The 26,167-nt window shown below is 60.0% G+C and carries 24 protein-coding genes; 18 read left to right on the plus strand and 6 right to left on the minus strand.

Going from position 1 to position 26,167, the window contains the following annotated elements; translation table 11 throughout:
* Positions 1–16: 16 nt before the first annotated feature.
* Positions 17–1,177, minus strand: coding sequence for an efflux RND transporter periplasmic adaptor subunit (locus tag DGA31_RS10985; RefSeq protein ID WP_109512531.1), 1,161 nt, complete (start codon positions 1,175–1,177; stop codon positions 17–19).
* A gap of 351 nt (positions 1,178–1,528) precedes the next feature.
* Here DGA31_RS10985 and DGA31_RS29575 point away from each other — a divergent pair, with 351 nt between their 5' ends.
* From DGA31_RS29575 to DGA31_RS11015, 6 genes are all read left to right on the plus strand, one after another.
* The gene (locus DGA31_RS29575) at positions 1,529–1,906 is read left to right on the plus strand and encodes a hypothetical protein (RefSeq protein ID WP_152035016.1); all 378 of its coding nucleotides are present in this window, start codon (positions 1,529–1,531) and stop codon (positions 1,904–1,906) included.
* A gap of 311 nt (positions 1,907–2,217) precedes the next feature.
* Positions 2,218–2,796, plus strand: a complete 579-nt coding sequence (locus tag DGA31_RS10990; protein ID WP_056841549.1) for a fimbrial protein — start codon at positions 2,218–2,220, stop codon at positions 2,794–2,796.
* A 58-nt stretch (positions 2,797–2,854) separates the two neighbouring features.
* The gene (locus tag DGA31_RS10995) at positions 2,855–3,610 is read left to right on the plus strand and encodes a fimbrial biogenesis chaperone (RefSeq protein WP_109512532.1); all 756 of its coding nucleotides are present in this window, start codon (positions 2,855–2,857) and stop codon (positions 3,608–3,610) included.
* Positions 3,611–3,876: 266 nt separating this feature from the next.
* Entirely contained in the window at positions 3,877–6,456 is a 2,580-nt protein-coding gene (locus tag DGA31_RS11005; protein ID WP_109512534.1) for a fimbria/pilus outer membrane usher protein, read from the plus strand.
* Positions 6,453–7,220, plus strand: a complete 768-nt coding sequence (locus DGA31_RS11010) for a fimbrial biogenesis chaperone (RefSeq protein WP_109512535.1) — start codon at positions 6,453–6,455, stop codon at positions 7,218–7,220. The genes DGA31_RS11005 and DGA31_RS11010 overlap by 4 nt, the downstream gene beginning before the upstream one ends.
* Entirely contained in the window at positions 7,220–8,212 is a 993-nt protein-coding gene (locus DGA31_RS11015) for a fimbrial protein (protein ID WP_241509565.1), read from the plus strand. Before DGA31_RS11010 ends, DGA31_RS11015 begins: the two co-directional genes overlap by 1 nt.
* On the opposite strand, the gene DGA31_RS11020 is transcribed toward DGA31_RS11015, so the two are convergent.
* The 3 genes from DGA31_RS11020 to DGA31_RS11030 all read right to left on the minus strand — a co-directional run bounded on the left by DGA31_RS11020 (position 8,213) and on the right by DGA31_RS11030 (position 10,591).
* Positions 8,213–8,953, minus strand: a complete 741-nt coding sequence (locus tag DGA31_RS11020) for a YkgJ family cysteine cluster protein (protein ID WP_109512536.1) — start codon at positions 8,951–8,953, stop codon at positions 8,213–8,215.
* Positions 8,954–9,049: 96 nt separating this feature from the next.
* The gene (locus DGA31_RS11025) at positions 9,050–9,364 is read right to left on the minus strand and encodes a hypothetical protein (protein ID WP_109512537.1); all 315 of its coding nucleotides are present in this window, start codon (positions 9,362–9,364) and stop codon (positions 9,050–9,052) included.
* A 330-nt stretch (positions 9,365–9,694) separates the two neighbouring features.
* Positions 9,695–10,591 (minus strand): chemotaxis protein CheV, encoded by an 897-nt coding sequence (locus DGA31_RS11030; RefSeq protein WP_056841544.1) that lies wholly within the window; start codon positions 10,589–10,591, stop codon positions 9,695–9,697.
* A gap of 577 nt (positions 10,592–11,168) precedes the next feature.
* On the opposite strand from DGA31_RS11030, the gene DGA31_RS11035 reads away from it, so the two are divergent.
* From DGA31_RS11035 to DGA31_RS11075, 9 genes are all read left to right on the plus strand, one after another.
* Positions 11,169–11,693, plus strand: a complete 525-nt coding sequence (locus DGA31_RS11035) for a disulfide bond formation protein B (protein WP_056841543.1) — start codon at positions 11,169–11,171, stop codon at positions 11,691–11,693.
* A gap of 446 nt (positions 11,694–12,139) precedes the next feature.
* Positions 12,140–13,087, plus strand: a complete 948-nt coding sequence (cyoA, locus tag DGA31_RS11040; protein WP_056841542.1) for a ubiquinol oxidase subunit II — start codon at positions 12,140–12,142, stop codon at positions 13,085–13,087.
* A gap of 3 nt (positions 13,088–13,090) precedes the next feature.
* Positions 13,091–15,103, plus strand: a complete 2,013-nt coding sequence (cyoB, locus tag DGA31_RS11045; RefSeq protein WP_056841541.1) for a cytochrome o ubiquinol oxidase subunit I — start codon at positions 13,091–13,093, stop codon at positions 15,101–15,103.
* A 3-nt stretch (positions 15,104–15,106) separates the two neighbouring features.
* Entirely contained in the window at positions 15,107–15,736 is a 630-nt protein-coding gene (gene cyoC / locus DGA31_RS11050) for a cytochrome o ubiquinol oxidase subunit III (protein WP_056841540.1), read from the plus strand.
* Positions 15,737–16,087, plus strand: coding sequence for a cytochrome o ubiquinol oxidase subunit IV (gene cyoD / locus DGA31_RS11055; RefSeq protein WP_056841539.1), 351 nt, complete (start codon positions 15,737–15,739; stop codon positions 16,085–16,087).
* Positions 16,088–16,097: 10 nt separating this feature from the next.
* Complete coding sequence (gene cyoE / locus DGA31_RS11060; RefSeq protein ID WP_109512538.1) at positions 16,098–16,985, plus strand: heme o synthase; 888 nt, start codon at positions 16,098–16,100, stop codon at positions 16,983–16,985.
* Positions 16,986–17,266: 281 nt separating this feature from the next.
* Positions 17,267–18,148 carry a glycosyltransferase family 2 protein gene (locus DGA31_RS11065; protein WP_109512539.1) on the plus strand — a complete coding sequence of 294 codons (882 nt, stop codon included), beginning with the start codon at positions 17,267–17,269 and terminating at the stop codon, positions 18,146–18,148.
* Between the two features lie 26 nt (positions 18,149–18,174).
* Complete coding sequence (locus DGA31_RS11070) at positions 18,175–18,816, plus strand: CatB-related O-acetyltransferase (protein WP_056841536.1); 642 nt, start codon at positions 18,175–18,177, stop codon at positions 18,814–18,816.
* Positions 18,817–18,858: 42 nt separating this feature from the next.
* Entirely contained in the window at positions 18,859–19,932 is a 1,074-nt protein-coding gene (locus DGA31_RS11075) for a branched-chain amino acid aminotransferase (RefSeq protein ID WP_269084957.1), read from the plus strand.
* 343 nt (positions 19,933–20,275) lie between these two features.
* On the opposite strand, the gene DGA31_RS11080 is transcribed toward DGA31_RS11075, so the two are convergent.
* On the minus strand, positions 20,276–21,250 hold the full coding sequence (locus tag DGA31_RS11080) for an ATPase (protein ID WP_109512540.1): 975 nt from the start codon (positions 21,248–21,250) through the stop codon (positions 20,276–20,278).
* A gap of 391 nt (positions 21,251–21,641) precedes the next feature.
* Positions 21,642–22,163 (minus strand): superoxide dismutase family protein, encoded by a 522-nt coding sequence (sodC, locus tag DGA31_RS11085; protein WP_109512624.1) that lies wholly within the window; start codon positions 22,161–22,163, stop codon positions 21,642–21,644.
* Between the two features lie 258 nt (positions 22,164–22,421).
* Between sodC and DGA31_RS11090 the strand changes: the two genes are divergently transcribed.
* From DGA31_RS11090 to DGA31_RS11105, 3 genes are all read left to right on the plus strand, one after another.
* Complete coding sequence (locus DGA31_RS11090) at positions 22,422–23,066, plus strand: hypothetical protein (RefSeq protein WP_109512541.1); 645 nt, start codon at positions 22,422–22,424, stop codon at positions 23,064–23,066.
* A 372-nt stretch (positions 23,067–23,438) separates the two neighbouring features.
* The gene (locus DGA31_RS11100) at positions 23,439–24,677 is read left to right on the plus strand and encodes a hypothetical protein (protein WP_152035017.1); all 1,239 of its coding nucleotides are present in this window, start codon (positions 23,439–23,441) and stop codon (positions 24,675–24,677) included.
* A complete protein-coding gene (locus DGA31_RS11105) occupies positions 24,665–26,140 on the plus strand; it encodes a hypothetical protein (protein WP_109512544.1) in 1,476 nt (491 codons plus the stop codon). The genes DGA31_RS11100 and DGA31_RS11105 overlap by 13 nt, the downstream gene beginning before the upstream one ends.
* The last annotated feature ends 27 nt before the right edge of the window (positions 26,141–26,167 follow it).

Below are 26,167 nucleotides of genomic sequence, written 5' to 3' on the forward strand. Positions count from 1 at the left end.
GGCTGGGAAGCGTCATTCATGGTTGCACCGTCGCCTGGACCATGTCCGGTGTCTGCGCAGGCGTCGGGGTTATCTCGACCCGGCTGCCGGCCTTGAGCCGCGACTGGCCGTCCTGGACCAGCACATCGCCGGGCGCCGGGCCGCTGATCAGGGTCATGTCACTGTCCTGGTACAGCACCTTGACCGGCACCACCTCGGCCTTGTTGTCGCGGATGCGAAACACGAAATGCTGGTCCATGCCGCGTTGCACCACTTGCGGCGGGACTTTGAGTGCGTTGCGCTCAAGGCCGGTCTGGATTTTCACCGTCACCAGCTGGCCTGGCCACAGGGTATGCGCCGGGTTGTCGAAACGTGCCTTGGCGCGAATGGTGCCGGTGGTCGGCGACACCTGATTGTCGATCAGGCTCAGCCGGCCTTCGCCCAGCAGCGTGCCATTGACGTCATCACCCAGCCAGGCCTGTACGGCCGCCTGATCGGTTTGCGCGGTGAGTTTCTGTAACAGGGGCAGCATCTGTTGCGGCAACGAGAACTCGACCGCCACCGGATCGATGCGGGTGACCGTGAACAGCCCATCGGCATCGTTGACTCGCAGGAAATTGCCCTCATCGACATTGCGAATGCCGACCCGGCCGGTCACCGGCGACTGGATGCGGGTATAGGACAGTTGCACCTGGGCCGCTTCAAGGGTGGCCTTGTTGCCCTGGACGGTAGCGCCCAGTTGCACGACCTGCGCCTGTTGTTGATCGTAGGTCTGGCGGGAAATGCCGTTGTCGCGGGTCAGTTCCTTGTAGCGCGCCAGGTCCAGGCGGGCCAGGTCCAGTTGCGCCTGGCTTTGCGCCAGTTGCGCACGGGCCTGTTCCATGGCCGCGCGGATCGCCCGGTCGTCGAGGGTGGCGAGCAGATCTCCGGCCTTGACCTGCTGGCCTTCGACCACATGCACCTTGTTGAGGATGCCGTCGACCTGCGCGCGAATGACCACGCTTTGCAGCGACTGCACGGTGCCGATGCCGGTGACAAAGCGCGGCACATCGGCGGTCTGGATGCTCACTACCTTGACCGGAATGGCGGTCGCTGTCGCCGCCGGCCTGGCTGCAGGGCGTTTGAGCTGCCAGAGGGCGCCAGCGGCCAGCAGCACCATGCAAAGAATGGCCAGAACGATTCGAGTCGATGTACGCATGCGATGGAAACGCCGAAGGGTCGTGGAAGGAAGAACAGCAATCGTGGGCGTCTTTATAGCTGGTTGGCCGGGTCAGCAGAATGACGTCTCGCTGTCAAAATTGTCAGCAAAGCTTGCGCCAGTTGGCAACTCCAACACTCAACCTTGAGCCGCTATCAAGAAACGCTCCACCCCGGCGATAGCCCGTTGACGGTCGGACGTTGGACGGCAGGCACGCAATATAGCGTGTGCTGGCAGGCATCAGTGCAAACTTCTAGGAAATGTCCTACAGAAGTTGTAGGCAAGTTCTGGCGAATATTCCTACGCTCGACTTAACTTTGCAGAGTGATCCCGATGTAACGGAGCAAGGCGATGAGCAGCGATACGTCAAGGTGGGAAACACGAGCCAGCCATTCGGTAAAGCGGGTTGCGGGGCAATTGATCGTGTTGTGGGTTACCGCTATCACGCCCATGCAGGCCATGGCACAAGAAGGTGTACTGGTTTTTCGCGGGCAAGTGGTTAATTCAACCTGTGATATGAAACAGTCGAGGCGACAAGGCGCGTCCGGCACGATGTTTCAAGTCCAGGTGCAACCGGGTGTATTCCTGGATGTGAATACGCAAGACAACGCCTGCACCGGTGAAGCGGTGCCGTTTACCACGCATTTCCAGGCACTGCCCCACGCCAAGGACGCTCCGCGCACGCTGTCCACCAGCCCGGCCGGGGTGGTCACCATTACCTATCAATAAGGCTGTCACCGCCACCGCCTTCATGCCGTGACTTGAATTTGCAGCGTGAAGGTCGACACTTTACGTGCAGGTCCGCCACGACCTCGGTGTAAGGTTTACTTGAACTTTTTACTCGGTCTTTCTAGGAAAGTTCACCAATTCAAGAGGTTAAGCGTCTGGCATTTTCTTCTTACAGAAATATCCTGCAATTTATATTGCTGATTCTGTCACGGCAAATGGAAGCGCCTGACATCGGTTATAGAGTCCGGGCTCTATAGTGCTCGCCGTCCACTAGCGGGCACACACGAAATAACACAAGGAACGTTGTTAACATGAAAAAGCTGTCTATTACTCTGGCCGTCTTGGGCGCACTGGGTTTGACGGGTGCTGCCAATGCCGCCAACAACGGCAAGCTGATCTTCAATGGCACCCTGACCAACATGACGTGTGATGTGGCGCCGGGTACGGGTGTCAGCCCGGGTACCAATCCAGGTGAGATCAATGTCGATCTGGGCAATGTATCGTTTTCCGATATTGGTCTGTCGAGCGAAGGCAAACTGCAAACGGCCACGCCGATTCAGTTGCTGGTCAATTGCAGCGCCGGTGCCGATCAATACAACACCGTCAAGATGCGCTTTGCCGCCCGCAACGGCAGCGGGCTGGACAATAACGATCAAAGCCTGCTGCGCACTACGGGGGCTGCCGATGGTGTGGGCATCGGCCTGATCAATGCAGCCAACCGGCTCATGGATCTGTCCGGCGTCGAAACCATCGACAAGCCACTGGTCAAGGACGGGGTGGGCGGCGCCACGGCGCAGCTCGACTTTGCGGCGGTCTATGTGCTCAACGGCACGGCCACCAACCCGGGCAATGCTGACGGCTTCATGCCTTTTGTAATGGACTACGAGTAACACCCCAGGCAGGGCGGGCCTGCTCGCCCTGCCGTTTCCAGCCGAGGCCCATGCCAGCATGCTTGTTCTTTTTTTTCGCAGTACGCTGCTCGCGCTCGGGTGCCTGTCTGTCTTCAGCGCCCAGGCCGGTATCGTGCTCAATACCACGCGCGTGATCTATCAGGGCAAGGACAAGGAAGTCAGCCTGGGCGTGCACAACAGTGGCGCCGGCGAGATTCTGCTGCAGTCCTGGCTCGAACCGTACGACCCCACCGGCGTCAGTGCGCAGCCGCAAGACAGCGACCTGCCGTTCATGGTCACTCCACCGCTGGCGCACCTGCAAGGTGATGGCAAGCAACTGGTGCGCATCATCCATGCCGGCCACGGCATGCCGTCCGAGCGAGAATCGGTGCTGTGGCTCAATGTCCAGGAAATCCCCCGCAGCGCGGCGGAAAACACCCTGCAGATTGCCGTGCGCCAGCGTATCAAGCTGTTTTTCAGGCCGGGCGGCCTGAGCGGCGATCCCGCCCTGGCCGCCCGGCAATTGCAATGGCAATGGCTGCCCGGTGGCGAGCTTGAAGTGTTCAATCCAGGGCCGTTTCACGTGTCGATGCTGCGCATCGGCGCACACCAGGGCGCCAGGGAGCTGGCCAGCCAGGACAGTCGCATGGTTGCCCCTGGGCAACGCTGGCGCTTGCCCATCAAGTCGCCTTCGCCCAGTGCGCCGTTGGAGCTGCGCTTTACCAGCATCAACGATTTTGGCGGTCAGGAAACGTACCGGGCCACGTTGAAGGGCACGCAGGCGGTGTCGGCCAGTCGGGTCGATTCGCCCTAGGCGCTGTACGTAAAGTGGCTGCGCTCGGCCATGCTGCGTTAAAAATCGACTCGCAATGCTCATTGACACGTGTCAACTGCGCTTGCTCGCCGCTTTTTGCCTGGCCTGACCTTCGCTCACCGACTTTTCGTACAGAGCCTGGCCGTCGGTTGCCCGTACCCAGGCATCCACTCGCTGAACCTCGTATGTGCGAGGGCTCGGCCGTCATGCGTTGCGCAAAGGAATGCGCGACGCGTCAGAGACACCACGTAGAGTAAAAACAGCTAATGGAATGGCTTATAAAAAACAACAAGGGATTCAGGGTCCGGGCCGCTCGCTGCCCGGGCAAACGCCTGGCCGGGTCTATTGCCGCAGGATCGTTTTCATCGCACCGGCTGCCGTTGGGGGTCGGCCTGGGGTTGAGCCTGTCGGTCAGTGCCCTGGGCGCGCAGGCGACCGGCAATCACGAGACCGGGGCCGGACGTTTCAATACCGCGTTCATCCAGGGCAGCGACCAGCCGCCGGACCTGGAAGAGTTCCTGCGCGCCAGCGCTGTGCTGCCGGGCGTCTATCGGGTGGACATTCATGTCAATCGATCGCTGGGCGGGCGCCGCGATGTCGAGTTTGTGCGCAACACGCACACCGGCCGGGTTGAACCGTGCCTGAGCCTGGACATGCTGCGCGAACTGGGCCTGGATCTGCAGAAGCTGCCACAACAGACCGAACCCTTGCCTGGCTGTTTCGACCTGGCCGCACAGGTCGAATTTGCCCGTGTCGAGTACCAGCCCGGCGCCTTGCGCCTGAATATCAGCGTGCCCCAGGCGCTGATGGCACGCAGTGCCCGGGGTTATGTGTCGCCGCAACTATGGGATCAGGGCGAGACCGCAGGCTTCATCAACTACAGCTTCAACAGTGGCTTGCGCACCCAGCGCGGCCAGCGCCACGAACAGCACTATCTGGGGTTGCGCAACGGCTTGAACCTGGGCGCGTGGCGGTTGCGCAACGAGTCTTCGCTGGTGCAGGGCGACGACCAGCCCTACCGCTTTCGCAGCAACCGCACCTTTGTGCAGCGTGATATCACAACGCTCAAGAGTCAGTTGACCCTTGGCGAGACCTTCAGCGACGGGCAGATCTTCGACAGCGTGCGCTTCAAGGGCGCGGCCCTGATATCGGACGACGGTATGCTGCCCGACAGCGAGCGCAACTATGTACCGGTGGTGCGTGGCATCGCCGAAACCAACGCGACCGTGGAGGTGCGCCAGAACGGCTTTTTGCTTTACAGCGGTAACGTTTCGCCAGGCCCGTTCGAGGTCACCGATATCTACCCCAGTGGCTCCAATGGCGACCTGCTGGTCACCGTCATCGAGGCCGACGGTCGGCGTCGCAGCTTTACCCAGGCGTATGCCTCGTTGCCGATCATGCTGCCAGCCGGTGCCTTTCGCTACAGCCTCAGCGGTGGCCAGGTGGATGACAACGAGGGGGCTTACCGAACGACCCGTTTTCTCAGTGGCGCCTGGATCCACGGGTTCGGCGAAAACCTCACCGACTTTGGTGGTGTGCAGTTGGCCAAGGACTATCAGGCCGTCAACCTCGGTGCGGGGATCAATACCGGCCTTGGCGCGCTGTCGGCCGACCTGACCCATTCGAGCAGTGAGCTGCGTGGCCAGCGGCAGGGGGGGCAAAGCCTGCGGCTGCGCTATGCCAACACCCTGGACCTGACCCGCACCACGCTGGCCGTGGCAGGGTATCGCTATTCCACCGCGCAGTACCGCACGCTGGGCCAGCATGTCGAGGCGTCCGGCGAGCGCGAGGGCCTGTCGATCATTGGCCGCGCCCGTGACCGGGTTGAAATCAACGTGACCCAGACCCTGGCCGACCAGGCGGCCTCGCTGAGCCTGACCGCCTCCGAGCAGCGCTACTGGAACCTGCCGGGCAAGACCCGCCAGGCCTACCTGTCGTGGAATTCGATGTGGGGGCGGCTGACCTACAGCCTGTCGATCGAGCGCAACCAGAGCTATAGCCGTTCTGGTGAAAGCAGTGCCGACAACCGCGTAGTCCTGAGCCTGACCCTGCCGCTGGGCGAGACGGCCAGTGCCTCGCGGCTGTTTTTCAATGCCGTGCGTGACAGCCAGGGTGGCTACAACCTGCAAAGCGGGCTCAATGGGCAGGTCCTGGATCAGCGCGACAGCTTCTACTCGGTGCAGGCCGGCCACGACAGCCAGTCTGGCAGCTTTGGCGCCGGCAAGCTCAGTACCGTGGTGCCGTACGGGCGCTTCGAGGCCGGCTACAGCCAGGGCCGCGATTACCGCAGCCTGCAACTGGGCGGCACCGGATCGCTGGTGGCACATGCGGGCGGCGTCAACTTCGGCCAGCCGCTGGGCGAAACCTTCGCCCTGGTCCAGGTGCCCGAGGTGCGCGGTGCAAGCCTGGCCACGTATCGCCAGGTCGAGACCGCCGGCAACGGCTATGCCGTGCTGCCGTTTGCCCAGCCCTACCGCAGCAACTGGATCAGCCTGGACACCCGGCAACTGGGTGCCGATGTCGAACTGGACAATGCCGTCGGCCAGGTGGTGCCTCGGCGCGGAGCGATGCCGGTGTTGCGCTTCAAGGCGGCGGTCGGGCGTCGGGTGCAGTTTTCGCTGGTGCGCCCCGATGCCGGCAGGCTGCCACTGGGGGCGACGGTCGAGGATGCCCAGGGCAAGGTGCTGGCCACGGTCGACCCGACCAGCCAGGCACTGGTGCTCAGTGAACAGGACAGCGGCATGCTGTATGTGCGCTGGGCCGATCAACGCTGCGCCGCGCCGTTCCAGTTGCCGCCCCGCGATCCCTCGCGCGCTTATGAGCGGCTCAGGGTGGTGTGCCAATGAAGCGTTTGTACCGATTGGCCGTATGGATGCTGGCGATGGTCGGCATGGCCTATGCCCAGGCCGCCGTGTCGCTGGGCGGCACGCGCCTGGTGTTTCCCGGTGCCTTCAGCGAGGTGGCCATTGAAGTCAGCAATCGCAGCGGACGCGAGGTGCTGCTCCAGGCCTGGCTGGGCACGCCGGGGGACGACGACGATCCGGCCAGCACGCAACCGCGTGTCGAGCTGCCGTTTGTGGTCACCCCGGCGCTGGTGCGGTTGCCGGCGCAAGGGCGGCAGGTGCTGCGGGTGCTCTATCACGGCGTCGGCATGCCGACCGGGCACGAGTCGCTGGTGCACTTGTACGTGCTGGAGGTGCCGCCGCGCAGCGAGGCCGGGCAGCAACTGAATATCGCGGTGCGCCAGCGCATCAACGTGTTCTATCGCCCCGCCGGGTTGCCCGGCGATCCGGCCGGGGCCGCTGCTGCATTGCGCTGGTCGTTGCGCCAGGTGCCTTTGGAGGGCCTGCGTCTGCAGGTCAGCAACCCGACTGCGTTCCATGTCGCGTTGCAAGCCTTGCGCCTGGACCAGCAGGTTGTGAGCGATCACCTGTTGCTGGCGCCGGGGGCGCGATTTGAATGGCCGGTGACCGTCGACCGGCCCCGGCGCTTGTCATTCGAGGCGCTGACCGATTACGGCGGCCAGCGGGCTTATTGCGCGCCCGCCACAGGGCAGGGGCCATTTTCGGCGCGCCTGCTGGACACTTTATCGATTGCGGAATCCTGCTGATGTTCGACTTCATGCTCCTGCTCAAACGGCTCTCGGCCGTGTTGCTTTTATGGCTGTCGGGGCCTGCCACCGGCTTTGCCCTGGTCTGTTCGGTGCAGGGTTCCGCCGAACAGGTGCTGCGCGGTGACCTGGGCAGCACGGTGGCGATTCCAGCGTCCTTGCCCAACGGCGAGGTGGTCTGGCGCTCCGAGCGCCACACGGTACAGGTCGAGTGCGCGCGCGAAGGGCAACAGGCCATTGCCCAGGAAGTGTTCGTGTACCTCAATCCGGACAACCTCAGTATCGGCCAGGGTATCCGGGCTGGCCTGACCCTGGAAGGCGTCGATCATTTTGCCGGGCGGATCCCGACCGGACAGGTGCTACCGGTCTGCCATGAAGGCGACAGCAACATTGAGGCCTGTCCGAGGGTGCGCTTCACCCTGGGCTTTTCGGTGTTTATCCAGAAATTCGGCGCTACACCGCCTTCGGGGATGCCGGGCGAGTTGCCGGACTACCGCATGTTCCAGCTGGGCGGCAGCGCGCCCGGTCCGTTGCCCGGGCGCAGCTTGAGCTATGTGATCAATAACCTGCGCGGGCTGCGTTTCATCGCGTGTGATGCCGAGTTGCAGGTCAGCCCTGAAACCCTTGAATTTGGCGGCTTGCCGATTCGCCAAGTGGTGGTTGGCAAGGTGTTCGAGCGTCGGCCGTTCACATTGACCACCCGGCGCACCTGCGACTCGCCCTTCAGCCTGAACGCACGCTTTCGGCCCGTGACCGGCAGCCTGGAACGTGAATTGCTGGTGCCCACGGCCAACCCTTCGCTGGGTATTCGTATCGTGCGGACGGCCAATAACGAAATCGTGCGCTACAACCAGCTCTTTCACCTGGCCGACCTGCCCGGCGACACGCCGACGGCCACGGCCGAGTTCAGTGCCGAGCTGCTGTGGCAGACTACTCGCACCGTGCCTGGCCCTTTCGACGCCGATGTCATGATCGACCTGTATTACAAATGATCAGGCTTGTTGCAGCGGGATGAACAGGTAAGGCGGTGCCTCGCTGCCGGCCAGGCGTGCGCCGGCCTGCTGCAAGGTGTCGAGCACCTGCTCACCGGCGACATGAAAGGTCCACTGGGCAGGGGAGGGCAGAGTCGGCGGTGCGCTCAGGGCGGCACCGAAGGCGGTCATGTCGGGCAGGTAGGCGACAAAACCATTGCCCTTGAGCGCGGTGGTATGGATGCCCAGTTGCTGGCAGATGGACTCTTTGGCCGCGATATCATCGCGGTCAGCCTGGCGCGACTGCTCGATCAGGTCGCGTAGCGCAGGATCGGCCACGGCATTGCCGACAATCAGCAGCGGGCCCTGGTCCCAGGACTCGGGCGGGCAGTTCTTGGCCTGCGGACGCAACGGAATGTGCGGATTGATTTCCATCGGGTAGATACGACAGACCAGCGGTCGACGCTCATAGATGCGGCACAGCTTGTCGGCGTCAAGATTCCGGCAAGGGCCGACGTTATAGGCGGCAAAGGTGATTGCCACCCAGGCGACGGCCTGGCCGCTGGCCACCCGGATGGAGCGGCGGGTGGCATGTTGCAGCTGCTCGGGGGGAACGCCATAGCCCGTGTCGAGAAAGGCTTCGGTCAACACGATGATGCTGCCACCATCGGCCGCCCACTGGACAGCTTCGCTGAGGGTCAGGGGCACGTGATGGTCGGTGCAGCATGCGCCGCAACCGACGCAGTTAAACCGGGTATTCATTGTCTTGGGGGCTCATCCATGTCAGCGCAAGATTGCCTGTTTCTTGACCTTGTCGGTCAGGAACAAGATCGAGGCAAGACATGTGCCAGCGTCGATTCAACGCGGCTGGATGCTGTCCCATTCGGTGACGCTGGCGGTGCCGGTCTTGCGCTCATAGAGGCACAGCTCACGGCCCTGACGGTTGTTCATGTGCTTTTGCGGGTAACGTCCTTGCAACAGCACGGCATCGAACCCTGTGCGGTCATCGAAGCGGGCACTGTTGCCGACAGGCTTTACGTCCTTGAGCTGGCTGGCTTTCACGCAGCCGGCCAGGACGGCCTTATCGAGATCTTTCCAGGCTTGTGCGCTGGAGGCGTGGGCCTGGCCGATGGCGCAGGCGGCGGTCAGCAATACGACAAAGACGGTTTTCATTGCAGTCTCCATGAAGGGGCTATGGAGGCTGATGGTAACCCGGTGGGTGTAGGTGGGGCGAATGCCCGGAACCGTAGCGTTAAGACTTCCGGCTGAAGTGGATCGCCGCCCGCAGCAGAGCCGCTTCTCACCGGATTGATGTAGCCCAGAATATCGGGCCTGACACCGGACTGTGGGAGGCGGCTTGCCGGCGATGGCGATGGGACAGGCGCAGCAGATGATTTGGCCTTGCCGGCCTTATCGTCGGATTGCCGGCCGGCCCCGCCCACACGTTCAGCATTCGACCAGATTTGGCTTGACTGATTCGGCGTCAGTCCTGCAGTGCAGCCGTTATGCGTCGGCCTGCACGGCGCGTGCGGCCTCGACCAGGCAACGTGTCAGTTCCGGTGACGAAAACTTGGTCAGGACCGCATCGGCACCGGCCGCCCGGGCCTTTTCACTGTTCATGGCGCTGTTGAGTGAGGTGTGCAACAGAATGTACAGGTCCTGGAAGTCCGGGGTTTCACGCAAGGTGCGGGTCAGCGCGTAGCCGTCCATCTCGGACATTTCGATGTCCGAAACCAGAATGTTGATCTGGCCGGGTGTGCCTTGCAGTTCCAGCAATACATCCATGGCCTCGCGGGCACTGCGCGCGGTGTGGCATTCGATGCCCAACGTGCGCAGCGTAAGGATCGATTGCTGCAGCGCGACCTGGCTGTCGTCGACCACCAGGATGCGCGCCGTGTTCAGCAGTTCGGTTTCTTCGCTGCTCAACTGGTCCGGCTCGGCGATGATCTGCGCCGGCGAGATGCCATGGATCACTTTCTCGATGTCCAGTACCTGCACGAGGACGCCATCGACCTGGGTGACACCCGTGATGAAGGATCGATTGCTGGAGCCATAGGGCGGGGGGCGGATGTCAGTGCTCAGGCAATGGACAATGCGCACTACAGCCTGCACATGCAGGCCTTGTTTACTGCGACTCACATCGGTAACGATCAGGCAGCCGGCATCCGGGTCGGCCAGCGGTTGGCCACCAATGGCACGGCTCAGGTCGATCACCGACAGCGAGACACCGCGCAGAATGGCGATGCCTTTGACGTGAGGGTGCGACTCGGGCAGGTGGGTCAGGGGAGGGCAGGGAATGATTTCGCTGACCTTGAGCAGGTTGATTGCCATCAGCTTGCCGCTACGCAAGGTGAACAGCAGCAACGAGAGAGAGTCTGCCCGCACGTTCCTGGTGGACATAAGAACCTTCTGAATGGAGTGGCGTCGACCACGGGATAACGGCTGCAGGCAGGAAATGCATCTCTGTGCAGCTGACCGTGAACCATGGACTGAGAATAGCGGGTTGGCATGATTTGGCCCGCGAGCCGGTTCACGCTTTTGGCACAGGCCGGTGGCTCAGGTCGACAAAAATGTAGATCTATACTGGCAGTTTGGCTTTGTTGACGTCAAATCCAGTGCCGATATCAACGTCCCGGTGTGGCAAAAGATCGCAGGCTTCTTTATAAAGGCAGGCCTGCGACAAATGACCACGCCCCGTTCGGGGTGCAAAGCCTGCGGCAAATCACCGCATCGTTTATGGGGGCGGGTGTGCGACAAATCAGCGCATTAAGGCCTTTATAAGGGGTGTGCGACAAAAGGCCGCAGCCTTCTATATATAAGGAAGAAATCTGCGTCCGATGGTCGCACCCAAAAGGGCGCCAACTGCGGTGCCATCCAGCCGGAAAAAGCGCCCGCAGAGCGCCCAACCCCTTGAGTTGTCGGCAGATGACGCCGATCATCGCGGCCAACACCGCACTCCAATTCGAAAGGTAAGTGAATGAGCGACAACATGTTGTACCTGAGGCGCGAGAAACGCTTTCTGGTTCTGCTGGGAATCATCTGCCTGTCGCTGATCGGCGGCGCCCTGTACATGCAGGTGGTGCTTGGCGAAGCGCCTTGCCCGCTGTGTATCCTGCAGCGCTACGCCTTGCTGGGCATCGCTTTGTTCGCCTTCATCGGTGCGGCAATGCCCGGCCGGCGCAGCCTGACGCTGCTCGAAACGCTGGTCGTGCTCAGTGCCATCGGCGGCATTGCGGCAGCTGGCCGGCATGTCTGGGTGCTGGCCAATCCGGCGGTCAGTTGTGGTATCGACACCCTGCAACCGATCGTGGATGGTCTACCCTTGGCTTCAATGTTTCCGTTGGGGTTTCAGGTCAGCGGCTTCTGCTCCACACCCTATCCGCCAGTTCTGGGACTGTCCCTGGCGCAGTGGGCTCTGGTAGCATTCGTTCTGACGGCTGTGCTGGTTCCCTTGGGGATCATTCGTAACCGGCGTAAGCCTTATGGTTTACAAGGACTTTAGTCAGGAATGCCCCGTTTGACGGGGCGTTTTACCAGGCTCGGAGACAACAATATGTTGCAATTGTTACCGTGCCTGAGATTAACTGTTACAAAATAAGGCATAGTCAATAAAAACTTACATATCTACAATCGCCCGCAGTTATCGTCCGGCCCGGCTTGGCGATTAGCTGTTTTTGAGGCCCGGAGCGCCGCTGTGTACCCTACAGGCCGCGCAACGCTTGCCTCAGAGCGCACCGAATGGCCGCGCTGAAGAAGACTGTCGTGCACCACAGGCAGCCTTCAGCCATTCAGGATAAGAGACTCCAAGCTAAAACCGGATTTGTCGTTTCGCTACCGCGTTCTGGCAGGCCCTTGTTCAATTTTAAAAAATATGCCGGCACTGGCAGGGTGAAGTGTTGGCGGTCGAAACCCAACAGCACCGCGCAAGCTGCTTTTAGAGGTCGTGAGATGAGTAAAAATAGGTACCCCAGGTTTTTTGGCTACTTGGCCCTGTTGAGTATGCTTTTACTCAGTGGTTGTGAAGGCTTCCCGCTGCTCGACCCGAAAGGGCAGGTGGGTATCGAGCAACGCAACCTGATCGTTATCGCCACGTTGCTGATGCTGATCGTGGTCATCCCGGTCATTTTCATGACCTTCATCTTCGCCTGGAAATACCGCGCCACCAACAAGGCTGCCAAGTACACGCCTGACTGGTCGCACTCCACCAAGATCGAAGTGGCTGTCTGGGGCGTGCCGATCATCCTGCTGATCTTCCTGGGCTATTTCACCTACGTGTCGACGCACAAGCTCGATCCGTACCGTCCTCTGGATTCCGACGTCAAGCCGGTGGTCATCCAGGCCATCTCGCTGGACTGGAAGTGGCTGTTCGTCTACCCGGAACTGGGCATTGCCACGGTCAACAAGATCGTCTTCCCGGCCAATACCCCGATCAATTTCCAGGTCACTTCCGACAGCGTGATGAACTCGTTCTTCATCCCGGGTCTGGGCGGCCAGATCTACGCGATGGCGGGCATGCACACCAAGTTGCACCTGATCGCCAACGAAAACCACGAGTTCAACGGTATCTCGGCCAACTACAGTGGCGCGGGCTTCACCGGCATGAAGTTCAAGGCTATCGCAACCAGCCAGGCTGATTACGAGGCCTGGATCAACGAAGTCAAGAATTCACCTAAACAGCTTGACTCGGCTGAATACGCAGCATTGCTCAAACCTAGCGAGCGCAACCCTGTCGAACTCTACTCCACTGTCACGCCTGGTCTGTTCCAGATCATCATCGACAAGTATGAGGGGATGAACCACGGGCCAAGCAAGCAGAGCATCCGTGACCAGAAACAGGTCACCGGTACCGATGGTGCGGTCAAGAGCGAACGTTCAGCTGCCGGGGCAGAGGAGTAAACAATGTTAGGCAAATTAAGTCTGGAATCAGTACCGTTCCACGAGCCGATAGTCATGGTGACCCTTGCCATGATCGCTCTGGGCGGTCTGGCCGTGGTCGGTGCAATCACCTACTTCAAGAAGTGGAACTACCTGTGGACCGAGTGGCTGACGTCGGTCGACCACAAGAAAATCGGCGTGATGTACATCATCGTGGCCATGGTCATGCTGCTGCGCGGCTTTGCCGACGCCATCATGATGCGTACCCAGCTGGCGATGGCGCAGAACGGCGCCGAAGGCTTCCTGCCGCCTGAGCACTATGACCAGATCTTCACCGCTCACGGTGTGATCATGATCATCTTCATGGCGATGCCTTTCTTCACCGGCCTGATGAACATCGTCCTGCCACTGCAGATCGGTGCGCGTGACGTTGCCTTCCCGTTCCTGAACTCCCTGAGCTTCTGGCTGCTGGTCGCCGGCATGCTGCTGATCAACATCTCCCTGGGTGTCGGTGAGTTCGCCAAGACGGGCTGGGTCGCCTATCCACCGCTGTCGGGCCTGCAATACAGTCCTGGCGTGGGGGTTGACTACTACATCTGGGCGCTACAGCTATCCGGACTGGGTACGACACTGACGGGTGTGAACTTCCTGGTCACCGTCCTGAAGATGCGTACGCCTGGCATGAAACTGATGGACATGCCGATCTTCACCTGGACCTGCACCTTCGCCAACGTCCTGATCGTGGCTTCGTTCCCGATCCTGACCGCGTGTCTGGCCCTGCTGACCCTCGACCGTTACCTGGACTTCCACATCTTCACGAACGAGTTGGGCGGTAACCCGATGATGTACGTGAACCTGTTCTGGGCATGGGGTCACCCTGAGGTGTACATCCTGGTCCTGCCAGCGTTCGGTGTGTTCTCCGAGGTCATCTCGACGTTCACCGGCAAGCGCCTGTTCGGCCACAAGTCGATGATCTTCGCGTCCGGCGGTATCTGCGTACTGGGCTTCGTGGTCTGGCTGCACCACTTCTTCACCATGGGCGCCGGCGCCAACGTCAACGCCTTCTTCGGCCTGGCGACGATGCTCATCGCGATCCCGACGGGTGTGAAGCTGTTCAACTGGCTGTTCACCATGTACCAGGGCCGTCTGCGCTTCACCGCGCCGGTCATGTGGACCCTGGGCTTCATGGTCACCTTCTCGATCGGCGGCATGACCGGCGTTCTGCTGGCCATTCCGGGTGCTGACTTCGTTCTGCACAACAGCCTGTTCGTGATTGCCCACTTCCACAACGTGATCATCGGCGGTGCGGTCTTCGGTTACATCGCAGGTTTCGCGTTCTGGTTCCCGAAAGCGTTCGGCTTCAAGCTGCACGAAGGCTGGGGCAAGTCCGCGTTCTGGTTCTGGATCGTCGGCTTCTTCGTTGCGTTCATGCCGCTGTACGCCCTGGGCTTCCTGGGCATGACCCGTCGCCTGAACGCGACCGACATGCCAGAGTGGAACGTCTACCTGGACATCGCGCTGTTCGGTGCCGTGCTGATTGCCTGTGGTATCGCTTCGCAACTGATCCAGCTGTTCGTCAGTATCCGCGACCGCCACAAGAACCCGGACGTCACCGGCGACCCATGGAATGGCCACACCCTGGAGTGGTCCACTTCGTCGCCACCGCCGTTCTACAACTTCGCCGTGCTGCCTGAGGCCAAGGACATCGATGCCTTCACCGATGCCAAGCGCGCAGGTACTGCGTACCAGGTTCCGGCCAAGTATTCGGCGATCCACATGCCGAACAACACGCCGACCGGCATGTACATGGGTCTGCTGCTGACCGTCTTCGGTTTCGCATTCATCTGGCACATCTGGTGGCTGGTGGGCGCAAGCCTGGTGGCAACCATCGCAGTCTTCGTTGCTCACGCTGCGCGTGACGACCAGGGCTACATGGTGCCGGCCGAAGAGGTTGCACGTATCGAAGGTGAGCATCACAAGGTCCTGGCGGCCAACGGTGCCTACACTCCTGTCAAGTCTCCGCTGGAACAGGTTTAAACAATGTCTAATACCGCTATTCACTCCGGAGCCCATGGTCACGACCACGATGACCACGGGCATGACGATCACCACGACAGTGGTGGCATGACGGTCTACGGCTTCTGGCTGTACCTGATGACCGACTGCGTGCTGTTTGCCTCGTTCTTCGCGGTCTATGCCGTGATGGTAAACAGCGTCGCCGGTGGCCCGTCGGGCCAGGACATTTTCCTGCTGCCATTCGTGGCCGTGGAAACCGCGTTCCTGCTGGTCAGCTCGATCACCTACGGCTTTGCCATGCTGGCACTGTACAAGGGCAACAAGAGCCAGGTCCTGGCCTGGCTGGCCCTGACGTTCGTGTGCGGTGCGGCGTTCATCGCCATGGAAGTCTACGAGTTCCATCACCTGATCCACGAAGGCTACGGTCCAAGCAAGAGCGGCTTCCTGTCAGCCTTCTTCTCGCTGGTCGGCCTGCACGGCGTCCACGTGACCAGTGGTCTGATCTGGATGGGCATCATGATGTATCAGGTCCAGAAAAAGGGCCTGACCAACACCAACAAGACCCGCCTGAGCTGCCTGAGCCTGTTCTGGCACTTCCTGGACGTGGTCTGGATTGGCGTGTTCACCATCGTTTATCTGCTGGGGGCGCTGTAAATGGCTAATCCACATAACTCTGCCGGTGATCACGGCCACGCCGACGATCACAGCCACGGCTCGGTGAAGTCGTACATGATCGGCTTCGTACTGTCGATCATCCTGACGGCCATACCGTTCGCGCTGGTGATGTCTCCGGTTCTGCCGAAAGACACTACCATCATGATCATCATGGCCTTCGCGATCATCCAGATCCTGGTGCACCTGCATTACTTCCTGCACCTGGACTTCAGCAACACGCAGCGCAACAACGTGACGGCATTTGTCTTCACCGCGTTGGTGATCGTGTTCCTGGTCGGCCTGTCGCTGTGGATCATCTTCAGCATCCACCGTGAAATGATGGCGCAGTGAGGAAATCCTGATGTCGCTGAAGCACTTTATCCAAATCACCAAACCGGGGATCATTTTCGGTAATGTGCTTTCGGTGGCAGGTGGCTTTTTCCTGGCCTCCAAGGGGGATATCGATCTGGTCGTGCTTCTGGCGGCGATCATCGGGACCTCGCTGGTCGTAGCCTCCGGTTGCGTGTTCAACAACTGCATCGACCGTGACATCGACCAGCGCATGGAGCGTACGCGCAACCGTGTGCTGGTCCAGGGCCTGGTTTCATTGAAACTGGCCCTGCTGTACGGAACGATTCTCGGCGTGGCGGGCGTGGGGTTGCTGTACACCTACGCCAACCCGCTGTCGGCGCTGCTGGTAGTGATCGGCTTCGTGGTCTACGTCGGTCTCTACAGCCTGTACTTCAAGCGCAAGTCGGTGCATGGCACGCTGATCGGCAGCCTGTCGGGGGCCATGCCTCCGGTGGTCGGCTACTGCGCCGTGAGCAACAGCTTCGACTTTGCCGCCCTGACACTGCTGGTGATGTTCAGCCTGTGGCAGATGCCGCATTCGTATGCCATTGCGATCTTCCGCTTCAACGACTATCGCGCGGCGAAGATTCCGGTCCTGCCGGTCGAGCGTGGCATCCTGGTCACCAAACGCCATATCCTGCTGTACATCCTGGCGTTCCTGGTGGCGACCCTGATGCTGACGTTCGGCGGCTATGCCGGTCTGAACTACCTCGCCGTGGCTGCCGGCATGGGCATGTACTGGCTGTACATGGCCTGGAAAGGCTACAAGGCCGTCGACGATACTGTCTGGGCGCGCAAGCTGTTCGTATTCTCCATCGTCACCATCACCGCCCTGAGCGTAATGATGTCGGTGGACTTCAAGGTGACCGAGGAATTGCTGGTGACTTACGCGTTCTGAGGCCTGCCTGAGCGGTACCCAAAAGCCCTGTTCTGTGAACAGGGCTTTTTTATTGGTAACGATTTGTTAGATTGCTTTCAAAGCCGTGCATTACAGCCCGATAATCGCGGCACGCCACACGTCGTGAATCCGTACCTTACGGCTTCAAGGTGTTTACATGTACAAGCGCTGTGTTGAAGTCTCAGGGAGTGGACAAGGATTTGCTTTTTGCAGGGAGTGCTTCAACGTCGTGCACTCACTTTTTTCGGGCTGCAGTTATCCTTGATGATGTGTGACTTACCATGATGTCAAATCAACAACAGGCCGCCACCCAAGCGCCGCTCGTCTCCATCATTGCTCCCTGCTACAACGCCGGGAAATACCTTGATTGTGCCATCGACAGCATTTTTGCCCAGGACTATGCACACTTCGAAGTCATCATCGTCGATGATGGCTCTACCGATGACAGCTACGCCAGGCTGCAGGCCCTTCAGGCCAGGTATCCTTTCCAGCTCTACCGCCAGCCCAATCAGGGCGTCAGTGCCGCGCTCAATCATGGCTTGCGCCATGCCCGTGGCGAGTACGTGGCCACGCCGGACCTGGACGACATCATGCTGCCGTTTTCGGTGCGCATTCGCGCCGAGTATCTGGACCAGCATCCGCAGGTCGGTATTGTCGGCGCGCTGATCACCTACATGGACTGCGATGGCAAGGACCTCAAGTGCCAGCATCGCGATGAGGTCGAGTGCCTGTATTTCGATGAGGTGGTGCGCGACGCCGTGGTGGTCGGCGCGCCGGTGGCGCTGTACCGCATGCAGGCGCTGCGCGACGCCGGCGGCTATGATCCGGCCATCAAGGTCCAGGACTTCCAGATCACGCTGCGTATTGCCGCCAAGGGTTATCGCATCGATGTGCTGCCGGTGAAGGTTACCCGTTACCGGCGCCATCCCAATAACCTGTCGCGCAAGTACAAGGTACTGCTCGATGCCGACCTGCAGGCGCTCTCGCCCTATGTCGATCATCCCGATTATCCCAGCGCCAAGGCCCGTGCGCTGCACAAGGCCCTCAAGTACGCGGTGGTCAGCGATAAGCCCTACGCGTGGAAACTCTTGCGCGACATTCCTTTCAAATACATGAACACCACCACCTGGCGTCGCTTCAAACGCCTGGTACTGCATCGCTGAGCCTCTTGTTCACTATCCGGAGTCCCATGAAATTCCTTGAGCTGTTGAAAGAACGAAAAACAAGAAAGCATCTGCGGCGCATGGACAAACTGGAGCGTTCGGCCGAAAAGATCAGGTTGCGGTATCCGCGCTATACGGTCGGTGTCGGGACGTACGGTATTCCCGAAGTGCTGGAGTTCGGCGATGACACGGTCCTGCGCATTGGCTCCTATACGTCCATCGCCGAAGGAGTGCGCATTCTGCTGGGCGGCGAGCATCGCACCGACTGGCTGACCACCTACCCGTTTCCGGCCATGGTCGACAACCTCGACGATATCAAGGATTACGCCCCCAGCAAGGGTGATGTAGTGATCGGCAGCGACTGCTGGATCTGCGCCGGGGCGACCATTCTCTCCGGGGTGACCATCGGTCATGGCGCGATCGTCGCGGCTGGTGCCATGGTTGCCCGTGACGTGGCACCTTACTCGGTGGTCGGCGGCAATCCCTGCAAGTTCATCCGCTGGCGCTTTGACGAGGCCATGCGCGAAGAGCTGCTGCAGGCGGCCTGGTGGGACTGGCCGATGGACGAGGTCAAATCCATCGCCCGCGACCTGTGTACCCGCGACCCTGAAAGCTTCCTGACCTACATGCGCCAGCGACAGGCCGCCCAGGCCGTTCCGGTTGGTTGAGGCTGCGTGATTTCAGACTCAGAACGCTAATCATCTGGCAGAATACGGTCTTGGCCTGACTCATCCAGGCAGTCTGCTAAAAAGAAAGAGGGCGTTATGAGTCAAGAAAGCATCAACTGGGACAATCTGGGTTTCGACTACATCAAGACCGACAAGCGCTTTCTGTCCTACTGGCGCAACGGCGCCTGGGAACAGGGTTCGTTGACCGAAGACAACGTCTTGCACATCAGTGAGGGCTCCACGGCCCTGCACTATGGCCAGCAGTGCTTCGAAGGCCTCAAGGCCTACCGTTGCAAGGATGGTTCGATCAACCTGTTCCGTCCCGACCAGAATGCCCAGCGCATGCAGCGCAGCTGCGCGCGCCTGTTGATGCCGCAAGTACCGACCGATGCCTTCATCGAGGCCTGTAAAGAGGTGGTCAAGGCCAACGAGCGTTTCATCCCGCCGTACGGTTCCGGTGGTGCGCTGTACCTGCGCCCGTTCGTGATCGGCGTGGGTGACAACATCGGCGTACGCACCGCACCCGAGTTCATCTTCTCGATCTTCTGCATTCCGGTCGGCGCCTACTTCAAGGGCGGCCTGAAGCCGAACAACTTCGTGATCTCCGGCTACGACCGCGCCGCCCCCAACGGCACCGGTGCCGCCAAGGTCGGCGGCAACTACGCTGCCAGCCTGCTGCCGGGCTCCGAAGCCAAGAAAAACAGCTTCGCCGACTGCATCTACCTCGACCCGCAGACCCACTCGAAGATCGAGGAAGTCGGCTCGGCCAACTTCTTCGCCATCACCCACGACGACAAGTTCCTGACCCCGCGCTCGCCGTCGGTCCTGCCAGGCATCACCCGCCTGTCGCTGATCGAACTGGCCGCCAGCCGCCTGGGTCTGACGGTCGAAGAGGGCGATGTGTTCATCGACCAGCTCGACACCTTCAAGGAAGCCGGCGCTTGTGGCACCGCCGCGGTGATCACACCGATCGGCGGCATTTCCTACAAGGACAAGCTGCACGTGTTCTACAGCGAGACCGAAGTCGGTCCTGTGACCCAGCGGCTGTACAAGGAACTGACCGGCGTGCAGAAAGGTGATGTCGAGGCGCCACAAGGCTGGATCGTCAAGGTCTGACCCCTCCGCTGTCGACGCATGGAAAAGGCAAGCATGGCTTGATGTCGATCAGCTAAGTCTCGATGCATACTTGTGGGAGGCAGCTGCTGGCGATAGCTGTGTGACAGGCGCAGCCGGTGTGTTGGCCTTGCTGGCCTCATCGTCGGATCGCCGCCCGCAGCAAGCCGCCTCCCACAGGATTGATGTCGCCCGGAATCTTGTGCCTGACACCGGACTGTGGGAGGCGGCTTGCCGGCGATGGCGATGGAGCAGACGCAGCAGATATATCGGCCTTGCCGGCCTCATCGTCGGCTCGCTGCCTGCAGCAGAGCCCCCTCCCACAATGCAGAATGGCGTCCTTCTTTCACTCTTCGGCAGATGCCGCGTCCTCCCTGGGCGGCCCGAGCACAATCGCCAAATGCCGCAGGTCATCGACCTCCAGGCTAAGGCTCTTGCCCGAAGGGCTCATGACCAGGTTGCCCAGAGCAAAAAAAGTGAAGAACTTCACTTCATCGGCGTGGCTGAGCAGTTCGTTGATGTAGCGGCTGGAGCGATAGGCCTGCATCCTCGCCGGCGAGATGTACAGGCTGACCCGCTTGCCGTCGATGCGATCGAAAAACACGAACTTGAAGCCGACGCCATAACGCTCCACCAGCCCGCCACCGAACATCACCCGGTCCTTGTCACCGGCCTGTGCGTACTTGATGTGCCGAAAGTACGAACGCAGCGTGACCTCGCCTTGCCCTGCAACCCGTAGCGTCAGGTGCTTGAAATCCTCAGGCGACAGCTCGGCCCTGGCCTGACGGTAGAAGTCCACCAGGCGCTCCAGGTTATTGGTGCGGGTCTCGCTGTAGCGCGGGGTGGCCGGCTCCTTGGGCGGCAGCACGAGGCCTGCGGGGGCAGGCTGTTCTGACGGTTTGCCAACCCGCTCGCGCGTCGCGGCTTCCTTGACCGGCTCCTTCGGGTTCGGATCGAAGACATCGATGGCATCGTCGAGCTTGCGCTTGAGCTGGCGTAGCCGGGTCTGCGGATCGCTTGAGGATGTCAGTTCGGTCTCAGGGTCGCTGTCATCGACCCATTCGCAATCGGCGTGGTGGTCATAATGTGGATTGGCACGGAAGTGCGCCGAGACAAATGTCGGGTTGTCCTGGGGTTTGACGTCGTAACGCACCCCGGTGACCTTTACGCCCTGCGCGCGGCACGGCTCGCTTGAGCACAGAAACTCGAAGCGGGCGCGGGGTGGTTCCTGGGAGAAGTATTCACGCCGCGCAGCGACAATCGACAGCTCCTGCTGCAGTTCGACACAAAAGGCGCGGGTGATGGGCTTTGTGGGTTTCATACGATACATCCCTGATGCCGTGTGCGTTGACAGCTTACTGGTTCTCGATATGGGACAAGTGATTTCAAGAGATGATGCATCAGGGGAAAGGGCGGTGAGCTTGATCGGTGAATGATAAGCGAGGCAAGCCCTGCCTTTGGCAAGAGCGTAGGCTTTGTAAGTCAATACGCTATGTACTTCGTAGGAAGCCGCGTCAATTGGCTGAAGGCGGCTATTTGCACTTTTACAGCAAGAGAAGATCAGGCAAAGTACCCGCTTTCCTGCCGCATAGGCAGCTCAGAAATTCACCGCCATCCAGGCCGCTCAGAAATCCAGCTTCACTGCCGCATAGGCAGCCTGGCACCGTCCTGCCGAGGGCAGCGTATGCGCGCATACGCTGCCCTGTAGGGTGTCAGATCACGCCACAGGCCGCACGATCACCGCCACCGCCCAACGGCTTGGGATGATCGGAGTGGTTATCGCCACCGGCATGTACCATCAGCGCATGGCCCTTGATTTCCGAAAGAGCCTTGATGCGCGGTGCCAGGACCGGATAGTCAGCCTTGCCGTCAGCCGTCACATAAAGGGCTGGCAAGTCGCCCAGATGACCATTCTTGTCATACGGGCCCAGATGCTTGGCTGTTTTTTCAGGATCGAAATGACCGCCTGCAGCCAGGGCCGCGACTTTGGCTCCGTCTTTCATACCCGCATCGCAACTGCCGTTCTCATGCACATGAAAACCATGCACCCCGGCGGGCAGGTCGGTCAGCTTTGGCGTGAACAGCAGGCCGTAGTCGGTTTCTTCGATATGCACGCTGCCAATGGGTTTCGGGGCGCCGTCGGCGCTTACCAGGTTGACCGGTACATCCAGCGATGCGGCTTGAGCACTGAGGGACAGCGCGGTGAACAGACCGAGCCAGAGCGTCTTTTTCATAAGCATTCAACACATCCTGTTGTTTGTTGATCGAAGTGAGAATTGGTCAGGGTAGGGGGCTGTTGTGCTGTCGTCCACCGCCTGCATCCCCCTTGTCATGTAAAAGGGTTGCTGAATTTGGCAGTTATGCAGGTCGTTTGGTTCAACCTGCCCTGTTGTCGCATAGGAAAGGCAAAGCCAATCAGGCTTGGCTACTCTCAGATCAATCATCCGTGCTGTTGATCAATCCAGTCCGTTGAATAAAGCAGCAGGCGTGTCATGAAAGATCCCTACGCCTATGGTTTCTACAGCGCTTGCCTGGCTCTGGCAGTGTTTGTACTGGCTGCCTTTTTCAGTGTCAGGGTCGGTCCGGTACAAGCCTGGCAAATCATTCATTCGACATCCGCCTTGCTCGAAGCAATGGCTGCCATCGGCATTGCGGGCGTGATTTTTGCCGCGTACGGCACCTGGAAACACGATGTTCTTCAGCACAAGGCTTTGAACATTCTGTGGGACGCCAGTGTGGCTTTTCGCGAGATAGAAATGGAGTTCGGCGAATGGTTCTTCGGTCCCGGTGCCGAGCAAAAAGCCGGGGCTGACAGTGACTGGCTCAACGCTCAACTGAGTACCAGCCCGCTTGGTGTAGCGCTGCGTACATTCAAAAAGCAGTGCATCCTGCTTGATAAAGTCGTACTCAAGCATGACTGGCGCTGGATCAATCATGCTGCGGAACTGGAGATGCTGGCACGTGCCTTGACGAGCGAAGTCTTTGGCGTTGCCAACAGGGATCGAGTGAGCTCAGGCGTCGTCGACTTTCTGTACCCTGCCAACGGCGCTGCAAGGCAGCGAACCCAGGCGCAGTGGGAGGTGATGATGGGGACCGTCGAGCAAGAACTGGCGCGTCTGGAAGAGTACTACCGATAATGACCAGCGTCAGAGATGCAGGGAAGGATGCCAAAACCTCCTTGATGTGCCATTATTCCCGCGCCAAAATAAGATGGCAAAATGCATTCATTTACCAGGCCGGTTTCGCATTTACGGCTCAGGCTTGCAGCAAGCGATCAGTAGGAAGGTATGGAGAGAGTCCCAAAGGAAGGTGTACACGCTTGGCAGCTTGGCGACCAGGTCTGGGGACAGGACCCAGAAGGCCGTTTCTCCCTTCTCAGTATTGCTGGCGTCAAGCCGCTGCCCTCTCTGGTTGATCTTGATTATCTCTCCGGTGCCCGCCTGGTGCCGCATGTATCCGGTCACTACCTGCCCCCGACTTTCAGCTTCTGTCCCCACAGCGGTACCCCTTTGCCTGTCACTGCCTGGCAGGCACAACGGCGCTGGTTGCCACCCTACGGGGATGGCAGTGGTTCGCGGGTGATCGCCGACGGTCAGCTGGATGTCGCGCAGCAGACCGTAGCGGCAGTATTCCAGCGACTTCTGCAGACCGGCACACGTGACCTGAACGACAGCAAGCAGATCATTGAACTGCCGCGCAAGAACGGCCTGAACTTCTTTGTCGCCGATCTGGGCGGTCATCGTGATGCATTGTTTGCCCTGGGGCGAGAAGGCAGTCTGTTCCTTTGGCAGCGTGGCTCCGGCAAATGGCTGGAGCTGCATCCTGAAGGAGCCCCCATCGGCCGTACCCGTCTGGAGAACTGGGCCTGGTCGGTCAGCCTGGAGCAGGCCGAGCGTGGTCACACATTACTGGTCGGGGGCGAAGAGGGGGCTGTATTGGTCAAGGTTGATCCCTTGACCCTGAAGTATCGTACCCAGCGCAAGGAGGGCAGAGCCCTGGCCGGCCCTGGTGATCTGGAAGCGCGTGCCTGGCTTCCATTGCTCATGAGTGATGGCAGCGTAAGGCTGGTCAGCCCGACAGCGGCCGGGTGGGAGCACTATCCGGTGACTGGAGCCGACCCGCAACGCATGACCCGTCTGTCGGCACCGGTGCGCGATCCGTCTTCACGGCGCCTGCTATGGATAGGCGAGCATGGTTATCTGAGTCTGCGCCAAGGCGCGGTCTTGCAGGCCGAATGGCAGTCATGGCCCGCAGGCGCGACAGCTCGTCCTGAGCAGGGACCACCCTTTCGTGATGGCAGCGGTCTGTGGCAACTGGTAGCTACCGACGACAGCCTGAGCTATCTACAACTGGACGATGGTGCTACCGATCCCTCCAAGCCGATCAAGGGCTATCGCCTGAGCACAGGGCACCTCAGCTTCAAGTACAACATTCGGTTGGAAAGACCCTGGGACACCCACGACGAAAACCTGGAGCCAACCACTCGCGAAGTGGTGTATCCGTTCATCGAATTCAGCGGCGAACGACTTTTGTTGTCAATGCGCGCTGATCAGACCCGTACGCTGGAAGAATTCTTTCGAAGCGATCAGAAAGTCGATGCCCAGTATCGTCTGGATCAGGTGGGCGGTATTGGCTTCGGGCTCAATGCGCTGGTCAGTCAGCCCTGGAATGCCCAATGGTTTTTTTTCGATGACGCCCTGTGGCTTTATATCGATTCATGCGGAGCGCTTTATCGATGGAACGCTTGAACCGTCTGCTGGCACGTATGGCCTTGCTGTTGTTCGCCATGGCGTGTGCTCAGGCCTCGGCGCAACCCTTACGCCAGGTGTTCCTGGTGCAGAATTCCGGCTGGATGGAACCGTTCTATCTCGATCCCGCCTCGCCGTTCAAACCCTTGGTGACCAGGCTGGCCGCTACGGCGGCGGGTGACAGCGAGGTGGTGATCGGCGGTTTCAATCAGGCTGACAACACTCATCCCTCGCCTCAGTGGACCTACCGGGGGCCTGGTACCCATGCCCGGCTTGCCGAAAGCGTCAATCAGTTGGCCCTGGCCCGCAAGACCGGTGGTGCCTATGCCGATACCGACTTCAAGCAAGCCTTGCTGGCCGCCATCACGACTGGCTTGGAAGGCCGAGAAGGGATTGTGTGGATCATTACCAACAACCGCAACAGCCCCAATAACAGCAATGAAACCCAGCTCAAGAACCGAGAGTTCTATGACCTGCTGCATAACGAGGCGTCCATCACGCGTATCGCGGCGTTCGCACAAAAAATGCCAGTCAAGGGCCCCAACTATCAGGCCAATGGATTGATGATCTATGCACTGGCCTACGGTAACAATGCCAGTGCCGAGCTGGAACAGATCCTGTCCCAGCCGGCACTGGCCAGTTTGCTCAACGACAATCATGTTCGCCTCAAGCCCTTGACCCGCTCGGCTGTGCGTTTCATTCCGACGGGCGTACAGGATACCGATGACGTCAGTGCCGAACTGGCGCCGGACCGGCAGACGGTCGTGCTCAATATCAATGTCGACAGTTCACCCAAGACAGCGGTGCTACTGGGACAGCTTGAAAACCAGTTCAATCCTTACCAGATTCATGATGCGAAGATCGATATGAGCCTGGACATGCCTGGCGAAGCCTTGCAATCAAGCCTGTCGGTCGACCGGATCACAGATCTGGAACCAGGCGCACGTTCGGCGCCCCTGGCCATCAGCCTGCAATTACCACCCTTGCCATCGCAGTGGTCCAGCGAAGTGATCTTCTCCAGTGGCTATCAGCGTGCCGGTGTTATCGAAATCCGCTTGAGCGAACAACAATTGCGCATTTCCCAGGCATTTATCGAGCGCATGAACGAGCTATTCCCTGGCGATGCCTTGCCAGACGTGTTCGTCCCCTCCAGCGAGGCTGACAACTCGGCAACCCGTCTGCCGATTGTGTTGCAGGTCCGCTATCCGTTGGGTCCGGTTCTGCTGCTACTGGGTGCCTTTGTTATTGCGTTGCTCGGTCTGCTGGTGCTGGCAGCGCTGTTGGGCGGCAAGAAAACCTTTATTGTTGCAGTCGAGGGCATGACTCAGCCTTACCCGCTCAAACCATTCAGTCGCGTCGGCGTATACGACGCCCGACAGAACAAGGTCGCAACGCTCAAACGTGGCCTGTTCAGCGCGCAGCTGATAGACAAGGCGCCTGACGTCGCCGTACGCCTCAAGTAACCTTTTCCAGTATCCAAGGACGTTTTT

The organism is Pseudomonas ovata (assembly GCF_003131185.1).
Lineage (GTDB): Bacteria > Pseudomonadota > Gammaproteobacteria > Pseudomonadales > Pseudomonadaceae > Aquipseudomonas > Aquipseudomonas ovata.

Coding starts and splice junctions, on each gene's coding strand:
- DGA31_RS10985 (WP_109512531.1), bottom strand. CDS start 1,177: ATGCGTACATCGACTCGAATCGTTCTGGCCATTCTTTGCATGGTGCTG.
- DGA31_RS29575 (WP_152035016.1), top strand. CDS start 1,529: ATGAGCAGCGATACGTCAAGGTGGGAAACACGAGCCAGCCATTCGGTA.
- DGA31_RS10990 (WP_056841549.1), top strand. CDS start 2,218: ATGAAAAAGCTGTCTATTACTCTGGCCGTCTTGGGCGCACTGGGTTTG.
- DGA31_RS10995 (WP_109512532.1), top strand. CDS start 2,855: ATGCTTGTTCTTTTTTTTCGCAGTACGCTGCTCGCGCTCGGGTGCCTG.
- DGA31_RS11005 (WP_109512534.1), top strand. CDS start 3,877: ATGGAATGGCTTATAAAAAACAACAAGGGATTCAGGGTCCGGGCCGCT.
- DGA31_RS11010 (WP_109512535.1), top strand. CDS start 6,453: ATGAAGCGTTTGTACCGATTGGCCGTATGGATGCTGGCGATGGTCGGC.
- DGA31_RS11015 (WP_241509565.1), top strand. CDS start 7,220: ATGTTCGACTTCATGCTCCTGCTCAAACGGCTCTCGGCCGTGTTGCTT.
- DGA31_RS11020 (WP_109512536.1), bottom strand. CDS start 8,953: ATGAATACCCGGTTTAACTGCGTCGGTTGCGGCGCATGCTGCACCGAC.
- DGA31_RS11025 (WP_109512537.1), bottom strand. CDS start 9,364: ATGAAAACCGTCTTTGTCGTATTGCTGACCGCCGCCTGCGCCATCGGC.
- DGA31_RS11030 (WP_056841544.1), bottom strand. CDS start 10,591: ATGTCCACCAGGAACGTGCGGGCAGACTCTCTCTCGTTGCTGCTGTTC.
- DGA31_RS11035 (WP_056841543.1), top strand. CDS start 11,169: ATGAGCGACAACATGTTGTACCTGAGGCGCGAGAAACGCTTTCTGGTT.
- cyoA (WP_056841542.1), top strand. CDS start 12,140: ATGAGTAAAAATAGGTACCCCAGGTTTTTTGGCTACTTGGCCCTGTTG.
- cyoB (WP_056841541.1), top strand. CDS start 13,091: ATGTTAGGCAAATTAAGTCTGGAATCAGTACCGTTCCACGAGCCGATA.
- cyoC (WP_056841540.1), top strand. CDS start 15,107: ATGTCTAATACCGCTATTCACTCCGGAGCCCATGGTCACGACCACGAT.
- cyoD (WP_056841539.1), top strand. CDS start 15,737: ATGGCTAATCCACATAACTCTGCCGGTGATCACGGCCACGCCGACGAT.
- cyoE (WP_109512538.1), top strand. CDS start 16,098: ATGTCGCTGAAGCACTTTATCCAAATCACCAAACCGGGGATCATTTTC.
- DGA31_RS11065 (WP_109512539.1), top strand. CDS start 17,267: ATGATGTCAAATCAACAACAGGCCGCCACCCAAGCGCCGCTCGTCTCC.
- DGA31_RS11070 (WP_056841536.1), top strand. CDS start 18,175: ATGAAATTCCTTGAGCTGTTGAAAGAACGAAAAACAAGAAAGCATCTG.
- DGA31_RS11080 (WP_109512540.1), bottom strand. CDS start 21,250: ATGAAACCCACAAAGCCCATCACCCGCGCCTTTTGTGTCGAACTGCAG.
- sodC (WP_109512624.1), bottom strand. CDS start 22,163: ATGAAAAAGACGCTCTGGCTCGGTCTGTTCACCGCGCTGTCCCTCAGT.
- DGA31_RS11090 (WP_109512541.1), top strand. CDS start 22,422: ATGAAAGATCCCTACGCCTATGGTTTCTACAGCGCTTGCCTGGCTCTG.
- DGA31_RS11105 (WP_109512544.1), top strand. CDS start 24,665: ATGGAACGCTTGAACCGTCTGCTGGCACGTATGGCCTTGCTGTTGTTC.